General features: G+C 55.9%; 13 protein-coding genes and 1 pseudogene. 2 read left to right on the forward strand and 12 right to left on the reverse strand.

Annotated features, from left to right (window positions below):
* Positions 1-62: 62 nt before the first annotated feature.
* From CA85_RS23195 to CA85_RS23220, 6 genes are all read right to left on the reverse strand, one after another.
* The gene (locus tag CA85_RS23195) at positions 63-1,307 is read right to left on the reverse strand and encodes an SGNH/GDSL hydrolase family protein (protein WP_146393853.1); all 1,245 of its coding nucleotides are present in this window, start codon (positions 1,305-1,307) and stop codon (positions 63-65) included.
* A 476-nt stretch (positions 1,308-1,783) separates the two neighbouring features.
* Positions 1,784-2,653 (reverse strand): ThuA domain-containing protein, encoded by an 870-nt coding sequence (locus CA85_RS23200; protein ID WP_146393855.1) that lies wholly within the window; start codon positions 2,651-2,653, stop codon positions 1,784-1,786.
* A 3-nt stretch (positions 2,654-2,656) separates the two neighbouring features.
* Positions 2,657-4,195: an arylsulfatase gene (locus CA85_RS23205; RefSeq protein ID WP_146393857.1), complete on the reverse strand. Its 1,539-nt coding sequence runs from the start codon at positions 4,193-4,195 to the stop codon at positions 2,657-2,659.
* 64 nt (positions 4,196-4,259) lie between these two features.
* The gene (locus tag CA85_RS23210) at positions 4,260-5,687 is read right to left on the reverse strand and encodes a sulfatase family protein (RefSeq protein WP_246113095.1); all 1,428 of its coding nucleotides are present in this window, start codon (positions 5,685-5,687) and stop codon (positions 4,260-4,262) included.
* 134 nt (positions 5,688-5,821) lie between these two features.
* Positions 5,822-7,036 carry an acetylxylan esterase gene (locus CA85_RS23215; RefSeq protein ID WP_146393860.1) on the reverse strand — a complete coding sequence of 405 codons (1,215 nt, stop codon included), beginning with the start codon at positions 7,034-7,036 and terminating at the stop codon, positions 5,822-5,824.
* A 128-nt stretch (positions 7,037-7,164) separates the two neighbouring features.
* Positions 7,165-9,609, reverse strand: a complete 2,445-nt coding sequence (locus CA85_RS23220) for a glycoside hydrolase family 95 protein (protein WP_146393862.1) — start codon at positions 9,607-9,609, stop codon at positions 7,165-7,167.
* Positions 9,610-10,205: 596 nt separating this feature from the next.
* Between CA85_RS23220 and CA85_RS23225 the strand changes: the two genes are divergently transcribed.
* A complete protein-coding gene (locus CA85_RS23225; protein ID WP_246113094.1) occupies positions 10,206-11,090 on the forward strand; it encodes an alpha/beta fold hydrolase in 885 nt (294 codons plus the stop codon).
* On the opposite strand, the gene CA85_RS23230 is transcribed toward CA85_RS23225, so the two are convergent.
* Positions 11,068-11,511, reverse strand: coding sequence for a hypothetical protein (locus tag CA85_RS23230; protein ID WP_146393864.1), 444 nt, complete (start codon positions 11,509-11,511; stop codon positions 11,068-11,070). The two genes, CA85_RS23225 and CA85_RS23230, sit on opposite strands and share 23 nt — an antisense overlap.
* 666 nt (positions 11,512-12,177) lie before the next feature.
* A complete protein-coding gene (locus CA85_RS23240; RefSeq protein ID WP_186775166.1) occupies positions 12,178-13,971 on the reverse strand; it encodes a beta-galactosidase in 1,794 nt (597 codons plus the stop codon).
* Between the two features lie 39 nt (positions 13,972-14,010).
* Here CA85_RS23240 and CA85_RS25225 point away from each other — a divergent pair, with 39 nt between their 5' ends.
* Positions 14,011-14,331, forward strand: a complete 321-nt coding sequence (locus tag CA85_RS25225; protein WP_222435514.1) for a hypothetical protein — start codon at positions 14,011-14,013, stop codon at positions 14,329-14,331.
* Between the two features lie 546 nt (positions 14,332-14,877).
* On the opposite strand, the gene CA85_RS23245 is transcribed toward CA85_RS25225, so the two are convergent.
* From CA85_RS23245 to CA85_RS26055, 4 genes and pseudogenes are all read right to left on the reverse strand, one after another.
* Positions 14,878-15,291 (reverse strand): DUF3592 domain-containing protein, encoded by a 414-nt coding sequence (locus CA85_RS23245; protein ID WP_146393870.1) that lies wholly within the window; start codon positions 15,289-15,291, stop codon positions 14,878-14,880.
* Between the two features lie 1,629 nt (positions 15,292-16,920).
* Positions 16,921-17,355: a hypothetical protein gene (locus CA85_RS23255; protein WP_146393872.1), complete on the reverse strand. Its 435-nt coding sequence runs from the start codon at positions 17,353-17,355 to the stop codon at positions 16,921-16,923.
* Positions 17,356-17,462: 107 nt separating this feature from the next.
* Positions 17,463-17,951 (reverse strand): hypothetical protein, encoded by a 489-nt coding sequence (locus tag CA85_RS23260; protein ID WP_146393874.1) that lies wholly within the window; start codon positions 17,949-17,951, stop codon positions 17,463-17,465.
* Positions 17,952-18,270: 319 nt separating this feature from the next.
* Positions 18,271-18,451, reverse strand: a pseudogene (locus CA85_RS26055) (IS630 family transposase); the annotation flags it as partial.

Genomic DNA, 18,451 nt, shown 5'->3' on the forward strand with positions numbered 1-18,451 from the left:
TCTTGCCAAGCTGCTGCGAGCAAAATGTTCGATCGATGCACCGAATGATTTCCTCGCACCTGTTAGGGTTCCACCGGTGAGACTCGCCAGTGCCGCCTCTTCAATTCGATCGGCTTGCGAAGTGACTCGTCCAGCTCGTTCGCGATTCGGTTGAACTCAATCTGCTCTGCTGGCAACTTCTGACCACTTGGCGAGCTCCGCCGTTCACCGACGATATGGACTTGGTTCAGTGTTTTCCAGCCGTAGGTGAATTGCAAGTTTTTGTCGTTCACGCGGGCCCGGTACGCTTCTGCGGCACGGTGGATGGGAGAGGAATCGATCGCCACTCCTCTCGACCACGCTTCCGCGGTGGCCGTCGTGATGAGTTTCCCGTCAACAGTTAACTGGTAATCGCCTGGGGCGAGATTCTCGATTGCGAGCGTGTCCCGAACGAACTCAAGTTGCGGCGGCAGTGGCGAGTCCGTCGGAGGTCCTAGTTTTGGCGCAGACGTTTCGGTGACCTCAAAGCGGAGCCCGGACGAGTCCGCGACCACATCGGAAATTTCTACGCCGCGAGCTTCACTGGTTTGCCGCGCAGCATCGATCCGCAGCAGCCACGGTTGCTCCGCGGGCTCATCCTCGTCGGCCGTCAGTTGATCGCACAGAGTGTAGCTGATTGCCCAGTATCCGAAACGATTCAAATGAATCCCATTGTTGGTCAAGTTCGGTCCGCTGGGTTCATCCATCAGGTACCGCGAGGTTTCGAACAAGTCGACGAAGGGGACGCCCGCCGCGGTCGCTACTTCCTGCATTGCCTCGGTATAGGCAGCTAAATCTTGATTGCGTTGGTCTCGCCTGGGAGTGAGTTCCCCCAGATCCTCGCAGGCAATGGGCGAGACCAGGATCAGGCGAACCGGGGACTCGCCGTTGTACGTTTTGCCTGCGTGTGATTCCAACAACGCTGTTAGCTGAGACCGGAAATCGGGAACGCCCTTCTCACCGGCGAAGGATTCGCCCATTCCAAAACAGGCTACGATGACATCGGTCTTATGCGACCGGAGGGTGATTTCTTCGGACGGGAAGCCCGTCGGACGGTCCCGACCAGTCAGCATATCGCCGCCCCAGCCGAGGTTGCGGATGGAAACGGGATCGTCCGCCGTGTGCTGCAGTAGCAACGTCTCGAGGTAGCCGTGAATCCGCAACTGGTCAGCAAAAGTATTGCCAATGATGGCGACATGGTCTCCAGGCCGGATCGGGGGCTCGGCGACTGCAATTGTCGCGGCAAAGCAACCGACGACCAATAGGATACTTCGGTAGATGTTCTTCATGAGTAGCCCGCGTGGGAGCCTATCCGAAAAGGGGGCTGACCCTTTGGAGGCGAATCGATTGAAATAGTGTCTGACAGCCGCGTCGGAGAGGGTCAGCCCCCTTTCCGGCGAGGTTTTCCGGCTCATCCGACGGAAGCGTGCGCCCGAGGCTTTCAAGGCATGGCTCCCGTATCCAAGGATTTATTTGTGGGATGTGATTATCAATGTTAGACTGCCAGTGCCGGGAGAAACGGAGCCGAGCTCCGCAGAGGTGCTGGCTTGGCAAGGGATAATTCGGTCGCCAGCGTTTCCCTGCAAAAGCGATACGCCAATGGTGTTGTCGGTCCCTGGCGAGCGTTTGTTCGTCAGGGACGCTTTTTTGAACGATCATTGGATACGAGAGCCATGCCTCAAAAAACCTTCCGCTGGGCTCTGCGCACGCTTCCGTCGGATGAACTGGTTTTCCGGGTACACGCCACGCCCATCTCCTTCCATGTTTACTTATCAACACGCTGGATCTGCCAGGTTGAGATTTTGTCGGAGCCGCTGGGCAGCGGGCGATCGACGGACCAGTGCACCGCATTGACCAACATCCTCACAAAGGATTCCTCAGCAAAATCACCCGGATGACCGAATGACGTTCCATACACTTTGCCGCCCCATTCGTTTTCCCAAGCCCAGGCGACAACATCGGTTTCATGCCGCTGCACTTCGATCGTGCCGAATGCCTTTTTCAAGGTCCGTCTCCGCCCCTCTCCCGATCCAGTCACCAAGGGGATGCAGCCTTCCTCCAAACGCGTCAGATATAACGTCCCCGGTGAGACCCAATGCTTCTTCGTGACGTGGGTCATGATGGGATGCTCCAGAGCCTCTTCATTGACACTGATTTGCGTCTGACCGGATTGATGCACGATATAGGGAGTGCCCAATGCGCGCCGACCAAACCCGTCGTTCCACTCGAACCGCGGATGGTCCTTGGGGTACTTCAATGAGTGATTGGCCGTCCGCAGCCCGATCACGGGTTTTCCCGACTCGAGGTAGTCCTCGATTGGCTGCCACTCATCATCGGGGAGTTTCAGGAAACGCGTGAAAAAGATAGCCAGGTCTGCGTCCGCCAGGGCATCAATGCCGGGGAGGACGTTCTCAGTTTTCTTTTCCGGATCTCCGTCTCCCATGACTACCGTCGTGCGAAAGCCGAAGCGTTCGAGCTCCTCAGCAAAGACCGGCATCGTCAGCTCCGGCGAATAGTGCAACGTTCCGACAACAATGACGACATGCGGTTTGCCGTCATCATCGGCCGCCACGAAAGTAGTGATCGACATCGCAAGGGTGATCGCAACTGCGACGCTGAATCGAAAGACATGCATGGGCTACTCCGTCTGCGAAAAGGTGTGGGAAGATAAGTCAAACCGCTGCGCCGGTTCCCATGGGGGGATGCCCTGCTCGGCGAGTTGCTGCTGATAGCGTTTTGCCAACGGCTGCTCGTCCGCGCGTATCGTTGGCAATCCTTCGTTGACCATCAGCGGCACTGCCGACTCCCACCACTGGTCGTAGGCGGAGCGCAGGCGTCCGACAACCTCTGGGTGTTCAGCAGCGACATCCGTCGTTTCGGATGGATCGGCCGTGATATCGAAGAGCTCGGAGTGATTGACCAGTCGCCAACGCTCCGTGCGGACCGCACACTTCTGATACTTTTCAGCTTCCATGCTCCCATCATTCCAACGCCCGCAGTGCACGAACAGTTCGCGGTCAGGCCAGTCGGCATTTGGGTTTTCGAGCAACGGCAGCAGCGAGCGTCCATCCAGCAGTTGCATCCTTTCGGGCAGTTTCGCACCAACCAATTCGGCGACGGTCGGATAGAAGTCGAGGTGAGCGGTTAAGGCATCGATATCCACGCCTTCGTCCAAGACACCCTTCCAGCGAAAGAACGCTGGCACATGTGTGCCGCCTTCGTACGGTGAGTTTTTGCCACCCCGCATATGGAAATTGAAATGCTTGATCCTCTTGCCGTTCAATCGGCCGCTCAGATGGGTGCCGCCGTTGTCGGTCATGAACACTACCAGGGTGTTCTCCATAGCCTTCCAGTCGTCGAGCTTTTGCATCAACAGACCGACGTTGTCATCGATGTTTTCGATCATGCCGTATCGCCCAGCCGTGCCCTCGTCATAGCCGAGATCGATAAACCGCTGAGTATAGCTCTCCGGCGCTACCAGCGGGCCGTGGGGAGCATTCAAGGCAATGTACGCGAAGTAGCGTGCGTCGGATTCATGCTGTTGTTTGATCCAGTTAAGTGCCGCCTGGAAGAAAACGTCCGTGCAATAGCCCTTCGTCTGCACGATCGTGTCGTTGTGCAGCAACACATTGTCGAAGTAAACATTCTCGGCATTCGGAGGAAAATCGCCCAGCCTGACTTGCCCGATGCCCCCCGCACCGTGCATCAGGACTTCGTCAAAGCCACGGTTTTGCGGCAGGTAGGCTTCGTCGTCGCCAAGATGCCACTTGCCGAATAGGCCAGTCGCATAATCGGCCGATTGCAGCATTTGAGGCAGGGTGTGAACCTCGAGTGCCATCCGCTCCCGCTGGCGAATGGTATGGGTCACGCCAACCTGGAAGGGTGGCCGTCCGCTCATCAGCGCCGATCGCGTCGGTGCACAGGTCGGACTGACGTGGAAATCTGTCAATCGTGTTGACTGCTCATACAAGCGATCGATGTTGGGCGTCCGGAGTACCTGATTCCCCAAACAGGCGAGGTCGCCCATGCCCTGGTCGTCGGTCAGGACGAAAACAATATTCGGCTGCGACCCGCGCAGCGAATCAATGTCCTTGGATTGAGCCGGCGCCGCTCCGTTGGCCATGAAGGGCGCCAGCATGGTGGTGGCAATGGGGAACAACAGTTTCAGCAAATGCATAGGATAAAAGCTTCCATCGACAAAGAGAAAAACGCAGGCAGTAACCGAGAGAACACGTGGCGACCTACTTACGAAGCGGCTTGTCATCGAGTGGCACGTTTCGATCAAATAGCGTTCCGTACCTTGTGTAGTCGTTGTAGTCCACCGACTGCTCTTTCCAATTCGTGAGTTCCTGATCGTAACGCCCCCGCATCTGCTTCAACGTCGCCGCGTACTCCGGATTGTTGGCTTGATTGACGAGTTCCAGCGGATCGTTTTCGGTATCAAAAAGTTCCTCGACAGGGGACATCTGGTCGTTGCCGAACCACCAATACGTGAATTTGTGCTGTCGCGTCAGGCAGGTCAGGCTGTGGGTGGCCAGAGGCCCGAAAACGTTGATGAACGCCATCTGCTCATGGCCGCCCTCGCTGGGATTCTGCAATAGCCCCAGCAAACTCTTGCCATCCATATTGTCGGACGCGGATAGGCCCGCGAGTTCGAGCATCGTGGGTGCGAAGTCGATATTGCCGGTCAACCGATCACACCGAATTTGCTTGCCGCTGAGTAGGCTGCGGGGATCGTAGATCATCAGAGGCACCCGCGAGGATTCCTCCATCGGTAGCACTTTGGAGCCATAACCATGCGCGCCGCAGATATACCCGTTGTCACTCGTGTAAATAACCACCGTGTTATCGGCGACGCCTTGCGTCTTCAGTTCATCGCGAATCATCCCGAGCGCCATATCGATCGCGTAGACCTGCTGGTGATACTTCCGCATCTCGCCATCGTAATCCGTGTCGTAGTCCCACTCCGTGAATCGTGGATACTGTCGCCCAGACTTGCTCTGAGGGGAGAGATGATCGCTGAACTCGCGGCCAAAGTTAGCTGGTTTGGAGAACTTCTTGCCCGCGTAAACAGAATGGAATCGCGGATCGGGCGTGGCCGGTTTGTGTGGGGCTTTGAAACTGATCGAGAGGCAGAACGGCTTGTCCTCTTTGGCGGCAGCGCGGATGACATCCTGCCCGAACGCTCCGTAAGAAAGCGTCGAGTGAGGGTACCGGTCAGCGTACTTAGCCATCGACTCATTTTTGGCCGTCTCGTAGTGAGTCTGGCCAGGCCCGCCGCCCCAGAAATCGAAATCATCTTCGCACAGTCCCTTGCCATCGACCACGATTCCGAACTTGCCCGCGAACGCGGTCAAGTATCCGGCCTCACGCAGTAGGACCGGATATGACTTTGCCCATACGTCCGGACGCATGTTTCCGTGACCGAAGTTGCAACCCGTTTTGTATTCGTACATGCCGGTGAACACATTGGCGCGGCTCGCCATGCAGATAGCAGTCGTGTTGTAGTGGTTGTCAAACACCATGCCATCGCGGGCTAATTGGTCCATGTGAGGCGTTTGCACGTCGTCGTTGCCGTAGCACCCGACAGAGTAAGTGTTCTGGTCGTCGGCAAACAGGAACACCACATTGGGCTTCTCTGCGTGAACTCGACCGGCCGATGCCGCCATCGAGCCAAAGACGACGACAATCGAAATCAAAAGTTTGGCTCGCATTGAGCTCTCTTGTAGAAATATCATTCCAGCGGTGGGGTAGAGGATGAAACGGCGTGGTCGAATCGGGGAGGATATGGGCGTGGCACCCGTTACTTCGGCGAGCCTTCTGGCTTCACTTCGATGTAGTCGGAACTCGCCGTTAACTCGCCAGCCTTGACGTTGACAAAGCAAGCAGTCGTATCCTGGGGCAGCGTGGCCGTCACGCGCCACTGACCGTCGCGTTGCTCCAACTCCGCAGGCGACTCCAACCAGTTTCGACTACCGGTGAAGCCAGTGTCCGTTGTGGAAATCAACACTGCACGATCGAGAGGCTTCGATGACGCAAAGACAGCCTCCAGCGTCTGGCTCTCGCGGCGCAAGTCCTGCTGACGTATCCAGGGTTTGCCGTCGCGGACGACGCCCTTGGCGAATGCGTAGCTGTCCGGTGGGTTCCAGGCTGCCGCAGAGCTATGGCGCATTCCCGGTAGCTGCGCGACCATATACTCACCAGCCATCGCCCGGTAGCTCGCCGCCTGCGAGTCGAGTGGAAAATGTTGATCCTCGGGCCACGAAAACCACAGCGTGGGCAGCTTGGCTCGTGGCAGATAATGGACCGGATCCCAGACTTCGCGATAAAACCGATTGCCGCCCAGCGAGGCGCCCCAGTGGTTGTCCACGTCAGCCATCTGGCCGCATCCGTAGGTAGGGATCGCAAATGCGAATCGAGAGTCGATACCCATCACCGTGCTCGTGATAACCCCACCCCAAGAGACCCCCATGACGCCAACCTCCTGCTCGTCGACCTCCGGCAGAGATCGCAGCAGCGAATTGGCTAGGATCGTGTCGGCGACGGCGTGGTACATCCACTGATCCTCCAGCGGCTTATCAACGTCGAGGTAATGGCCTCGACGCCAGGGACCGGGCCATTGGTGTTTCGCCCACTTTCGCTTTGCTTCACGGCGCTCCACTTGCCCCTCGTGAGCGATGGCGATCGCGGCAAAACCTTTCTCGTTCCATTTCTCGACCCACTGGCGAGAGGCCGTGCCGCCGCCGCCATGCACCAGCACGATACCGGGAACCTTGCCGGTACGATCCGCTGGTAGGCCCAGCCAAGCAAACACTTTCGTTGGATTTCCTTCGTAGTCCAAGCCATCGAAATAGATCGCCCGAATTCCAGCTTCGTTGTCGAACCCCTCTGCGTCGATCGTGGCGGGGGGATCGGTGAGTTGGCCCAGGGCGAGCACTTCAGCCCGTTGATCCGTCACGTCTTCTGCACGGGCGACGCTGGTAAACGCAAGGCCTAACAATAACAATAATCGAGTCATCGGATTCATTTGCAACAGGGGAAAAACGGCATTGTACATCGATCGTCGGCCTCCACGGTCGAGACCGCTGAAATAATAAGGATGATCCATGCTGGCAATAGGAATCTCAGTCGTCCGGGAACTTGCATTCAATCTCTTTCGTTGAGTAACCAACGGTATGTTTCATCTTCGGCGAAGTCTGCTTCACGAGTCTCATCTCTATATCGAACGCGGAGCGGATTGCCATGGAGCGAACGAATCGTGGCCTCGGTCAACTGCCCGTCTTTCCACGCGATGTCCACTTCGAATCCACCGCGCGCCCGCAGACCTTTCACCGAGCCGGTTGGCCATGCCGAAGGCAAGGCAGGCAATAGATGCACGATCCTTGAACCGTCTTCCGCTGCGAGATGACTCTGCAACAGCATCTCGGCGATACCGGCTGTGACACCAAAGTTTGCATCAATCTGATAGACGCTGCCTCGATTGAATAGGTTGTCAGCAAATTTCGGTAGGACGTGATCGTTCAGGACATGGTGGGCGCGGTCGCCATCCTGGCAGCGAGCCCACAAACAGATTCTCCACGCGCCCGGCCAACCGCCACTGTCCCCTCGTTGGACGAGTGAGGTCCGCGCCGCTTCAAACAGATCGGGAGCGTCCTGCGGATTGATCTGGCTGCTCGGAAACAGTCCGTAGAGGTGCGAAACGTGACTGTGTTGGTCCTCTGGATTATCCCAATCCACTCGCCACTCTTGAAGCTGGTCATGCCGCCCCACTTTCATCGGCGCCAGACGTTCGCGCGTTTTCGCTACCTGATTTCGGAACTCCTCATCAACCTCCAAGACCTTTGAAGCGGCAATGCAGTTCGCGAACAGATCTCGCAAGATCTGCAGGTCCATTGTCGGACCGGCACAGAGCGAAATTCCCGATCGTCCGACGCTCTGTCCATCCTGGGTCCCGCCGCCATGACTATGTTCGGGCGAGACCGACGGCGAGGTGATCAGATTCCCATCTTCATCTTCGACAAGAACGCCGTCGCTCAAAAAGAACATTACCGCACCTTTGATGATCGGATAGGACTTCTTGAGATGTTCGAGCTCGCCGGTATAGAGATAGTGCTCCCATAAATGTTGACACAGCCACGCGCCGCCTGTCGGCCACATCCCCCATTGAGCGCCGTCAACAGGAGCGGTGCCACGCCAAAGATCCATATTATGATGGGCGACCCAACCGTCGGCGCGATAGTGGACCTTCGCCGTGTTCCTTCCCGGATCCTGCAATTCACGGATCGCACGGAGTAACGGCTCGTGACATTCGCTCAAGTTACAGACCTCTGCCGGCCAATAATTCATCTGGATGTTGATGTTGATCGTATACTTGCTGCCCCAAGGCGGATCCAGTTCGCTGTTCCAGATGCCTTGTAGATTCAGAGGCTGCGTGCCGGGACGAGAACCAGCGATCATCAGGTAGCGGCCATACTGAAAAAGCTGTTCCGCCAGCAGCGGGTCACTACCGCCTGCGGTGAGCCGATCGAACCGCTGGTCAGTCGGCATGGCTTCGGTTGCAAGACGGTTCTCATCCAGATCGCTTCCATCGAGGTCGATCGAAACACGATCAAACAACTGCGAATAGTCTTCAACGTGCCGCTGATAGAGCTGGTCGAAAGATTTGCCTCGAACATTCGCAAGCGAAGCGTCGACCTTCGCCCGAGGATCCGCGCTGACATCCCGGTAACTGACGTAGTTCGTTGCCGCGACATAGATCAACGTGACCGCATCAGCGCCATCAACGGAAATTCTATCTCCCTGTGCAACGACCGTCCCGCCTTCGGCCACCACCTGAACCTTCGATGCGAAACGCATCCCCGGGGCTTCCCATGGCGCGATCAAGCTTCTCGCTCCTCTTGCCCGATTCCCCTGGCGCGGTGCAATTTGACCAGTCAACAACATCGAGCCCTCGGGGAACACCTGACTTTGCGAAGGGTGCGGGCTCGTTAGGGAAAGATCGAAGGCAACCGTCCCGGGCTCATCACATTCAAGATGCATTACGATCGCGTGGTCGGGATGCGATGCGAATGTCTTCCGCGTGTAACGTGCCTTGCCAATCCGGTACGTCACCGTGCTCACGGCGTTTTGCAAATCGAGCTCACGACAGTAATCGCTCGATTCGTCCTGATTGTCGAAATCGAGCAGCATGTCGCCCATCGGCATGTATGCCTGCTGGTATTTGGGGATGCCCAACATGTCCTGTGCGAGCGTCTCGGCGTCGGCGTATTTTCCTTGCTCGAGCAGCTCTCGAACAGCAGCGAGATGCTGATAAGCATCCGGGTTGTCGTAGCTGTGAGGACCACCGCTCCAGAGCGTATCTTCGTTCAACTGCAATCGTTCCTGCTCGATTCCGCCGAACAGCATGGCTCCGAGTCTTCCGTTGCCGAGCGGCACCGCCTCGGTCCACTCAGAGGCTGGCTGCGCAAACCGAAGTGTCAACGCTTCGGAATCGACCTGTGTCGGTTGAGTGATTGCATTTTCAGCGGCAGATACTACTCCTCCTAGCACCAGTAGGATTCCTGCGGCGATCAAGTATCTCTGACAATTCATTGGTAACCTGTTAAAGCCTTCGATTGTTACTTGCTCGGCGGAATCATATCGCGAAGCTTTCTGTGGTGGTTTTTCTCGCAATGGAGAGCCCAGATGTCCGTCTCTCCATCGTCTCGAATGATACCATCTTCGAGCTAGCGCCACAGAGTCTCACTGTCTACTGGAGGTCATCCCTGGAAGACAACCGTCGTAGTGGACGAGGCGACGAGTCCCCCGCACATCGGGACTCGTCGCGTCCTCCACTACCCGAGTGCTCCCGCGATGCTGAGAACGGATACTTATTGTTTCCGCGATCCTAAGACACGAGAACCCTCGAGTCACCCGCGGCCGTGCGACACCGGAGACTTTCAGACGGGATCGCAGCTGACGTCGCTCGGCCGGGGGGCGTTTGCAGCGAAAGCAGCTCGCCCGGGCGGATGCCTGGATGTCTCGAATCTCTGGCGGTACAGTGTGAAGTGATCGATATTGACTCGAATCGTTCCCACTCCCGCCGCCTGCAGGCTGTCATGATCATGTTCTTATGTTTCGTAAAGAATTGCCACCGGCTTAGGCCGCTTCGACTCTCTGTGTTCAGCATTGGTTACCTGATGCTGAGTATGGGATCCGCTTGCGGGCAAGCTGCGGCCGCACCCAATCAGGACCCGCCTCCAAAAACCTTCGTCGATTCAACACCGGAAGCGAACGAGTTGGCATCTCGATTGAGAGCCGAGCGTATCGCGTTCCAACGGACACGTTTCCACTCGTTTGCGCTCTACGATTTCAAACTGGATGGCGTTGCCTGCAAAATTGCCTGTCCCAAGACTGCGGCGGAGGGGAGCCCTTGGGTATGGCGAGCTCGATTCTGGGGCCATCAACCACAACTCGATCTCGCGCTGCTGGAAAAGGGTTGGCATGTTGGTTACTGCGATGTGCAGGATCTTTTGGGGGCCGATCCCGCTCTCGAGAGATGGGATGCCTTCTACGCGTTTACGCAAAGACTAAAACTGCATTCTCGTCCGCTGTTGGAAGGCATGAGCCGTGGCGGGTTGATTGTCATGCGTTGGGCGAGCGCGCATCCCGAACGGGTTTGCGGAATTTATGTTGACAATGGCGTGATGGATATTCGCTCGTGGCCCGGTGGAAAAGGGGCGAGCCAGGGAGCCCCTCGAGTCTGGCAAGACGCTTTGAAAGCCTACGATTTGACCGAACAACAAGCCGCGGCATTCATGGACGGGCCGCTCGACCGACTCGAGCCGCTAGCCAAAGCGGGGGTGCCGATCTTGGCGTTGATCAACGAAGCCGATACGGTGGTGCCGCCCGCGGAGAATGGGGATCTGCTGGTCGCTAGGTATCGCGAACTCGGTGGTCGCATTACCGAGAAACGACGCGCCGGTTTGGGCCATCACCCGCACAGCCTGAAAAACCCAGCTCCGCTGGTCGCATTCGCGTTGGAATCTCTTGAGCGGGCAGACAAAAGCGTCACACAGAACCAGACCAAGTGAAACGTTCGGTATGAATATTGCCGCCGCGAATTCCGATCTGCGACTTGCCGACAGTACCAGGCGTTAGACGCTCTGCGTCAAGAAAAAAGTGAGACGATCCGATGCAGCGACCGTCGAGATAGTCAACGCTCACGCAAACGCCGTCAGACATCAACGCAAAAACGAATTGTGCAGCATCCTTCGCCGCCCCAGCCATATCGGTAGCATCCGGGTACCGCGATCCGTGAAAATGGGTGTGGTGCTTGGTTCCGAGATCAACGACAAACTCGTCGTCGTAGTCGTGAACCAGTACGGGGGATAGATCGCCGAATTGAGCCGCCAACGTAAGACGGTGACCGGAATCGAATGTGTAGAGCCACGACAAGCGGGGCACACCAGCGCCGGCGCAGGCTTCGAGAAACAGGTCTAGATTCGGTGTCATGATACTGCGGTCCAACAACGGTAGCGATTTGCCCGCGGCGGCGGATGACTCAACTATAGCCAAGACGGCGATCACTGCCACTGCATCACCATTGCTTCGCTACCTGTCCGTCCTTGCCGGTATGAACAGGCGTCGCATCGGAAGTGGAAGCAGTGGATAGGCAACCCAGCAAAGCATCAAAAAAGTTGCAGGCAAAAGTGTAAACCAGAATGGCCGAACAGTTGGATTTGGTGTCGAGAATCCCCAATCGGACATCAACAAAGTCGCAACGAACAGGATGAACGAGAAAAAGGCCAACATACCGAGCCGAACAGAAGCGGCGAGCGCAAGCGGTAGGCTTGCGCCGGAGTTTAGCGTTGCCAATGCGAGTATCACGAGTAACAGGTGCGGCCGAAAAGGAACGAGACATGCGAGCGTCACAAGTGCAGCTAAACTCACAAAACGCAGGGGATGACGCTGCGCATCCACGTTGGTGGAGCGCGAACTCGGAGGCGCGGCATAGGGATTCGGTTGCATTCAAATCAGTCCAGAGAAATTTTGCCGTTCGTTCTGAAATCGCGTCGAATTTTGGTGCCGAAAATGATGCACTCAAGCCCCTGGGGGACTGTCACGAAACCCAGAGAAGAACCCAGACGAGGAAAGCCGCGATTAAGGATGCTCGCAAGCTCAATATCTGTCATGTTCGATCAGGATTGGCTCGTAGGGGCTCATCTCCCTCTTCAAACTTCCTCCCGGCGGGAGCGATTTTCCTGTTCGCAAATCGACAGGGTTTTTCCAGCCGCCTGAATGAGCCATCGTTACCTCCAAGCGTTCAGGGATCTCGGCGGCGACCTCACCAATGCTATCGATCGAACCCTGGCGAGTTGGATTGAAGATCACTCCTACCAACTGCCTTTTGTTTGTCAGATTCCACCGAATGACCTCGACGAGCGGAAACGCTTCCTCATCGACCGTTGCTGTCACGGTTATTGCGGGAGGCCCCACGGCTGCTTCCAGAATTGGCGTGATGATCTTCCTCCACGATTGCCCATACCCTGATGACCTCTGTGAATTGGGGAAGTAGGCCAAGGGAGACAGATTCAAATCGATAGACCTGCCACGCCCAACCTCCCGGATTCGGATGGGATCACGCGTCCGCTCGGGAATCACAATACCATTGTGAAACAGGCACCCATCGTAGTCGAGCCTCTCGAGGTAGGGCTTCTGGTACTTCTCTCCGTTCAATTCACAGAGCTGACCGTCTTTCCCAAAATAGGACTCATTCACTCGCTCCTCTCGTCCGAAGAGATCGTCCAGTGCTCCGTGGATTCTGCCATTGCCATTCTCATCCAGAACGCCACAGAAGTGATCGGAAATCACGGTCCCTCCCGCTTCCGCAAAACGCTTGATCGCTTTCGCTTCCTCGTCACTGAGACAAAGAGCTCGATTCAGCACCAGGACGCGGTAGCCACGATCCAACAATCGCCCCGAAGCTACCGAGGAGTTGGAAACGAAATCATACTGGTAGCCGCAGTCCTCCAGCAGCTTGCACCAGGCGACTCGGTTTTTCCCCGCTGACTGCGCTTGATTATCGAGACTGCTTGACCGATTCGGCCAGGTCTTTCCGTGCGGGATGACATCGGTCACCCACGAGGCTCGGACCGAAGGCATCGAATAGAAAATCGCAATGCCATCTGTTTCAAAACGCGCTTCTCTATCGAGAATCTTCCGCGAAATTTCCCCCTGCACTTCACGAAACGCTTCCGCGTTTTCGACCAGAAACGGAGCGGGTCCCTTTTCTCCAAACCAAGGCCCCTTTCCCCCTGCGTCTGGCCAAGCAATGGCTCCGCGATTTCCGTGGAGAAGGTAGTACCAGTGAAACCAGCGATCGAGCTGTGCATCGCCGTTACTGAACCATGTTTGAACGCGTGGACGTTTCTCCGGCCACTGCCAAAAGGAGCGAAGGATCTCGTTGGTCACGCCGATGTCGTAGGCTTCGATAAATTGAATCTGTCGCGCCAGTTTTTCGTAATCATACCCGCCGAACGCAGAAGGCTGCTGAGCACCAACGAATCCAGTGGGAACGTCAGGATCCAGCGTGTTGGCGTAGCGTGTCAATTTACCCAGAACACCTGCGAAGTGCGCGTCCATGAATGCTCGCCAATCCATCCAGCGAGCGAGACGCCACTGGGAAAATGGGGGACGGTTGTGCTGCTGGCGAACGTCCTCGAAGGAAATTGGCTCGGCCTCAGAGAAGGAAACGATATCGGTTCCCCAAGCTTGGTTAAGAATGGCGATCTCGCCATACTTCTGACTCAACCAATTCCTAAACGCAGCAATCGTGCCGGGCGAAGCGTCCACTTCACTCGGTGTGTTGAATGACCCCAGCGAAATTTCGTCATCGAGTGAGTAAGCCAAAACCGGACCGTTTTTGGTCGTCCCAATATTGTTTTGTAAGTGCGTTTTCAGTTCTGAAATCACGTTTGGATCTGATAAAGATACCGGCCGGGGAACGAGTCCGTGCTTTCCCCGGATCTCGCCGATCCCAGTGGACTCCGTAAGATGCAAAGACCCTTTGCCGGCGGCGTGATCGACGTAGTAGGGCAACTGATTCTCGCTGGCGAACGCCACTCGATCATCCTGCTTCCAACCTCGATCAATGTGAAACGCCTCAATTCCAACGGCACGGTATTGGCCCAAATCCCGCTCCGCATTAGTTCGGAATTGCCAGACTTGGATGAGGTAGCGATCCCAGACCCTCGGAGGGACAATGTATCGGACGGAACCGGGATCGTTGCCAGTGATAGGCAGCCCCCCTTTGAAATCCGGCAACTGGGCTGACGCAGGCTCTACCGATGCACATTGCAGGAGAATCAGTGCAATCAGTCGAGTCGATATGAAAACGCGATTTCGATTCATCGGGGTGGCCAAGTTGGGATTTCTCGGAATTGAGTGGTAATCATTTAGGATGCAGGATTTTCAAAGCATAAGCTACTGCCTCCTGCGAGCAGAAAGGAACCTTCGGCAAGGACAAGCTCACCGAGGCTTGACCGCACCGCATGCTCCACCTTACACGGGAAATGACAGGCGACGGGATGATCCCTTCCCAAGCCAACGTCACCGCAGAACTCGAGTCCCATATTCCCGGAACCTGAACTCTAAGCGATTTCACGATGAATGGCAAAATCACTCCGCGCAAGTTCACACGCCTTGGGACCTTCACCACGCTGGCCCGGTCTACGCAACCTGGTGCGTGCCACTAAAATCCGAGAGAACCTTCCCCGAAGAACCATTTCCAGGAACGCGATTCCGCCGCTGACGTGCAACGGCATGGCTATCCGTCGCTCTGCTTTCTACGAGCGATGATCTGACGAATGGTAGGGCGAATCAAAACAATCGCGACTGAGAGCGAACAAACCAGGAAAGTGCTAAATGGATCGCACCGAAGACGCAGCCGAGTACGAAGGTCCCGAATGGAATCAGCCAAGTATAAGCGAACGTGTCGATGCGAGCGTTCGATGGCGCAGTCGGATCATACAGCACGTCGACACGGTCGCCAACGTCGCCAGGCGATGGCGAAACGTGACCGTGTGTTTGAACCGAGTAATCACGCCCGTTGGCAGCAAAGGTGAACGTAGGCTTGAACAGCAGGTCACCGTCATCATCGGTCGCAGTGTGCGAATCGACGACAGTACCGATGGTGCGTTTTGCGTCGCGAAGAAAGTCGGCCGTGAGGACAGTCGCGATCAATGCGACCAGAAGCGAGCATCCCGCAAGGAGCGGAATCAGAACGCGAATCATGCTAAACCAGTTTCGGATCATTTAAGACTTGAAGTCGGTTTCATCGGGGAACGCCTAGGATCACCTGGAATACGAACCAAATCGAAAGAGTTGGAATCGCGATGAAAGTTGATGAATCGAAAAATTCTTGAATGGCCGAGTGAGCAGTATTCTCCGGTGCATCCGCTTAATTACGTCGACACTGATGAAGCTGGTTGTTCTCGTAAAAAGCGGCGGCTAAGAATGACACCCCAGACGATGCAGCAAATGGCCACGAATTGCTGCAGATAAAAAGCGAACCCAAGATCGTAATCGTCTGACGAGTAGCGGCCTCCGTGAGCAAGAAACACGATGAGGGCAACCTTTGGAAGTAGCGTCTTAACGAGGAGCCCTATCGACAGCAGCACTACGCCGAAGCAGCTGAGCAAAATCGATGTAACGAAGCCAATTCTGTCCATGGGTCACTTGTGGTGTTGTCGATGCCGTAGCGACTAAGCAACGCACGATCAATTTCTGTCGTAGTGGACGAGGCGACGCGTCCAGAGCCGCAGGACTCGTCGCCTCGTCTACTACAGAAACCGACACTTATTCATCGTGTGTTGCGAAGCTACCCCCGGGTGAGCAGAGTGTAATACCCTCATCGTACTGACACGCCCCTACAGAGGCAAGTATTCTGACGGTTATCCCTCGAACGCATCGAATGGTGGTTCGAAGGTTCGGGCAATGTTTTTCGCCTGCGAGGATTTTGTTTGGCATGACCCTCCTGCACCGTTCTTCACGAAATTTCACGGCACGCTGCAGATTGCCCCGACCGTGCCAGCGTGTTGGATTTTTGAAGGCATGGACGCCTGCGCCCAGTCATTTGCGATTCATCGTGAAAGCGCATGGAGTGCTGATGCCGGAAATGAAGGGCGGAAGCTCTGCCGGAACGCTGACCTATCGTGGGAGGCTCGCGGCCCGAGTGTGCCACGTGTGTTTCTCGTATGACGGCAGGCTATGTCTGCCGTCAGCCCTTATTTGAATGGGAGCCAGGAAAACTAGGCTCATCCGACCCAAGCGTGCGCAGAGCACAGGGGAAGGTTCTTCTGCCTCGTCCGCAGAATCTGTGGGTGAAACAAAGGAAGAAATCACCTTGTGCACCGAGAATCACGGGATTTGCGATGGAAACCGCAGATTTTGAAAGTGACATCGGGTTTCAAGCCCGGGTTGCTCGTCTCAGCGTGGTGGATTTCGGGAGGTTCTGGCTCCTGCGTCCAATGGACAAAAGGAACCCTCGGCGAGAAACATCACGCCGAGGGTTAACCGCACCGCCTGCGCGCTATCGACCGAGTTAAGCACGTCTGGGGAAGGTTTTCCGCATAACTTAATTAGCCGGTGGGCGCTAGCCCCGGTTTTCTGCCGCCAAACGCGAAGCGTTGAAGCAACCGGAGCTAACGCCCACCGGCTAATAAAACCGGCTAATAAACCGAAACAATTCCCCCGACCTGCTTATCCCTTCCAGAGCCCGCGTCCCCGCAGAGCTCCAGTCCGTTTCCCCCGGCAATACGATTGGAACGCAATGTAATCTGAAAACCAAGATTATTGGGTTCATCCGACAAAAGTGTGCGCAAAGCACGGCTCGCGGCCTCCATTGCAACCCATGGTTCCGCCCTACTGTATCGGCTCTTCGGTCCAATAGTCCGTAAACTCTTGACGCTGGTCGCCAGAATAGTCTCCGACGATCCATCCAGCTCGCAGCGGATTGCCGTAAACACCGTCGTTGGCATCCTTCAAATAGATGTCGTTGTCCAAGATCACGATACAGGAACAGGTGTCGTCATTCCAAACGCCTGTTACCGTCCTGCCGATTAACTCCTCGCAGGGAATCCCATCCGTTTCTCCGGAGCAAACCATTTCATCGCGAGATGCCACGGATAGTTCGGCAATAAACAAGTCAAGAACCACCCCCGATTCCAGTCGTAGGTAGTGCGATCGGAATTCGGCAGGGCCGATCCCTTCGAGCACGAACTCGGGTTTGCTGGGATGCGAATGGCCGATTTGAGCCAGTCGTGAATCCAAGATCCGTCGCTTGGGGAGAGTTGCCATCAGTAGCGGTGAACGTATTGCTGCGTGTCAGTGACGGAACGACAGCGGTAACGGGGCCGCCGCCAAAAAACGATGATTTCAAAACTCGCGTCATCGGCGGCTCCCGTTCACCGCTTTGTCCTGCCGATTCTCGAATTGGTATCGCGCTCGTTCAGTACGGTCAATGAGGTCGAGAAGTGGAATCCAAAGTCGGCCCAAACCGGCACATCTTTCGGTAGCTGGTTTGGGATGCCATGGAAACTGCCAACCTCGTACACAACAAGCCGCACCTTCTTCCCAACGTAGCCCTTCTCAAGTTCAGCGATTTGGGATGAATCAAGACTTTTTGCTTTTGCGCTGTGCTTCATTTCGTAAAGAGCAAACGTGTGGTTAGCAAGTTCAACCGAGGCAAACCCAGACGCGGAGAATTGCATCAAGGGATGAGTGTCCAAGTCTTTGCCGTTGACGTGAGTGACTTTCAGTAGATAGAGCGAGTCGAGCCCCTTCCTCCGCAGGCTACGACCGGAAACCACTTCGGCATCGATCTCGACTGCCGTCCCCAATGGAAGCCCCAAGTTACCGACGACGTTCCTACGGTTCAGTTCCGCCAACGTCATTGGAGCCTCCGTTGGCCGTTCTTGCGCATAGGATCTGTTTGCAAGTGTCACCACCACGCAAAGGAGGTAAGGCGAGAGTTTCATGCGCTATTCATCTCTGGTAGAACGGTTGCCGTCACCTAGGACGGACGATTGATTTTCCATTGGTATAATCGCGCAAGCCGTCCTTAGGTGCACGGCTTGGTTCTGGCTTTCTTTCGTGCTCGTGCTCAGCATCGCGGTGCTCGTGCTCGTAATCGTTCCCCAGCTCATAGTCTACCGACGGCTCCCTAACGCCGTCAAACTTCATCGCCATTCGAGTTAAGCACATCGGGTGAATTCATTCGGCATAACTAAAAAGCGTGGGCATATACGTCACGTCTCCGAACTCACAGAGTGTTTTCGTAAGCGTGTTTAGCAGTGTACTGAATCTCTCCCATGCCTCCACAGGGAGCAATTGGTACTTCAGTTTTTTCCAAAGCCCTTCGATCGCATTTAGCTCTGGGCTATAGGGCGACAGA

This window comes from Allorhodopirellula solitaria, from assembly GCF_007859855.1.
Taxonomy (GTDB): Bacteria; Planctomycetota; Planctomycetia; order Pirellulales; family Pirellulaceae; genus Rhodopirellula; species Rhodopirellula solitaria.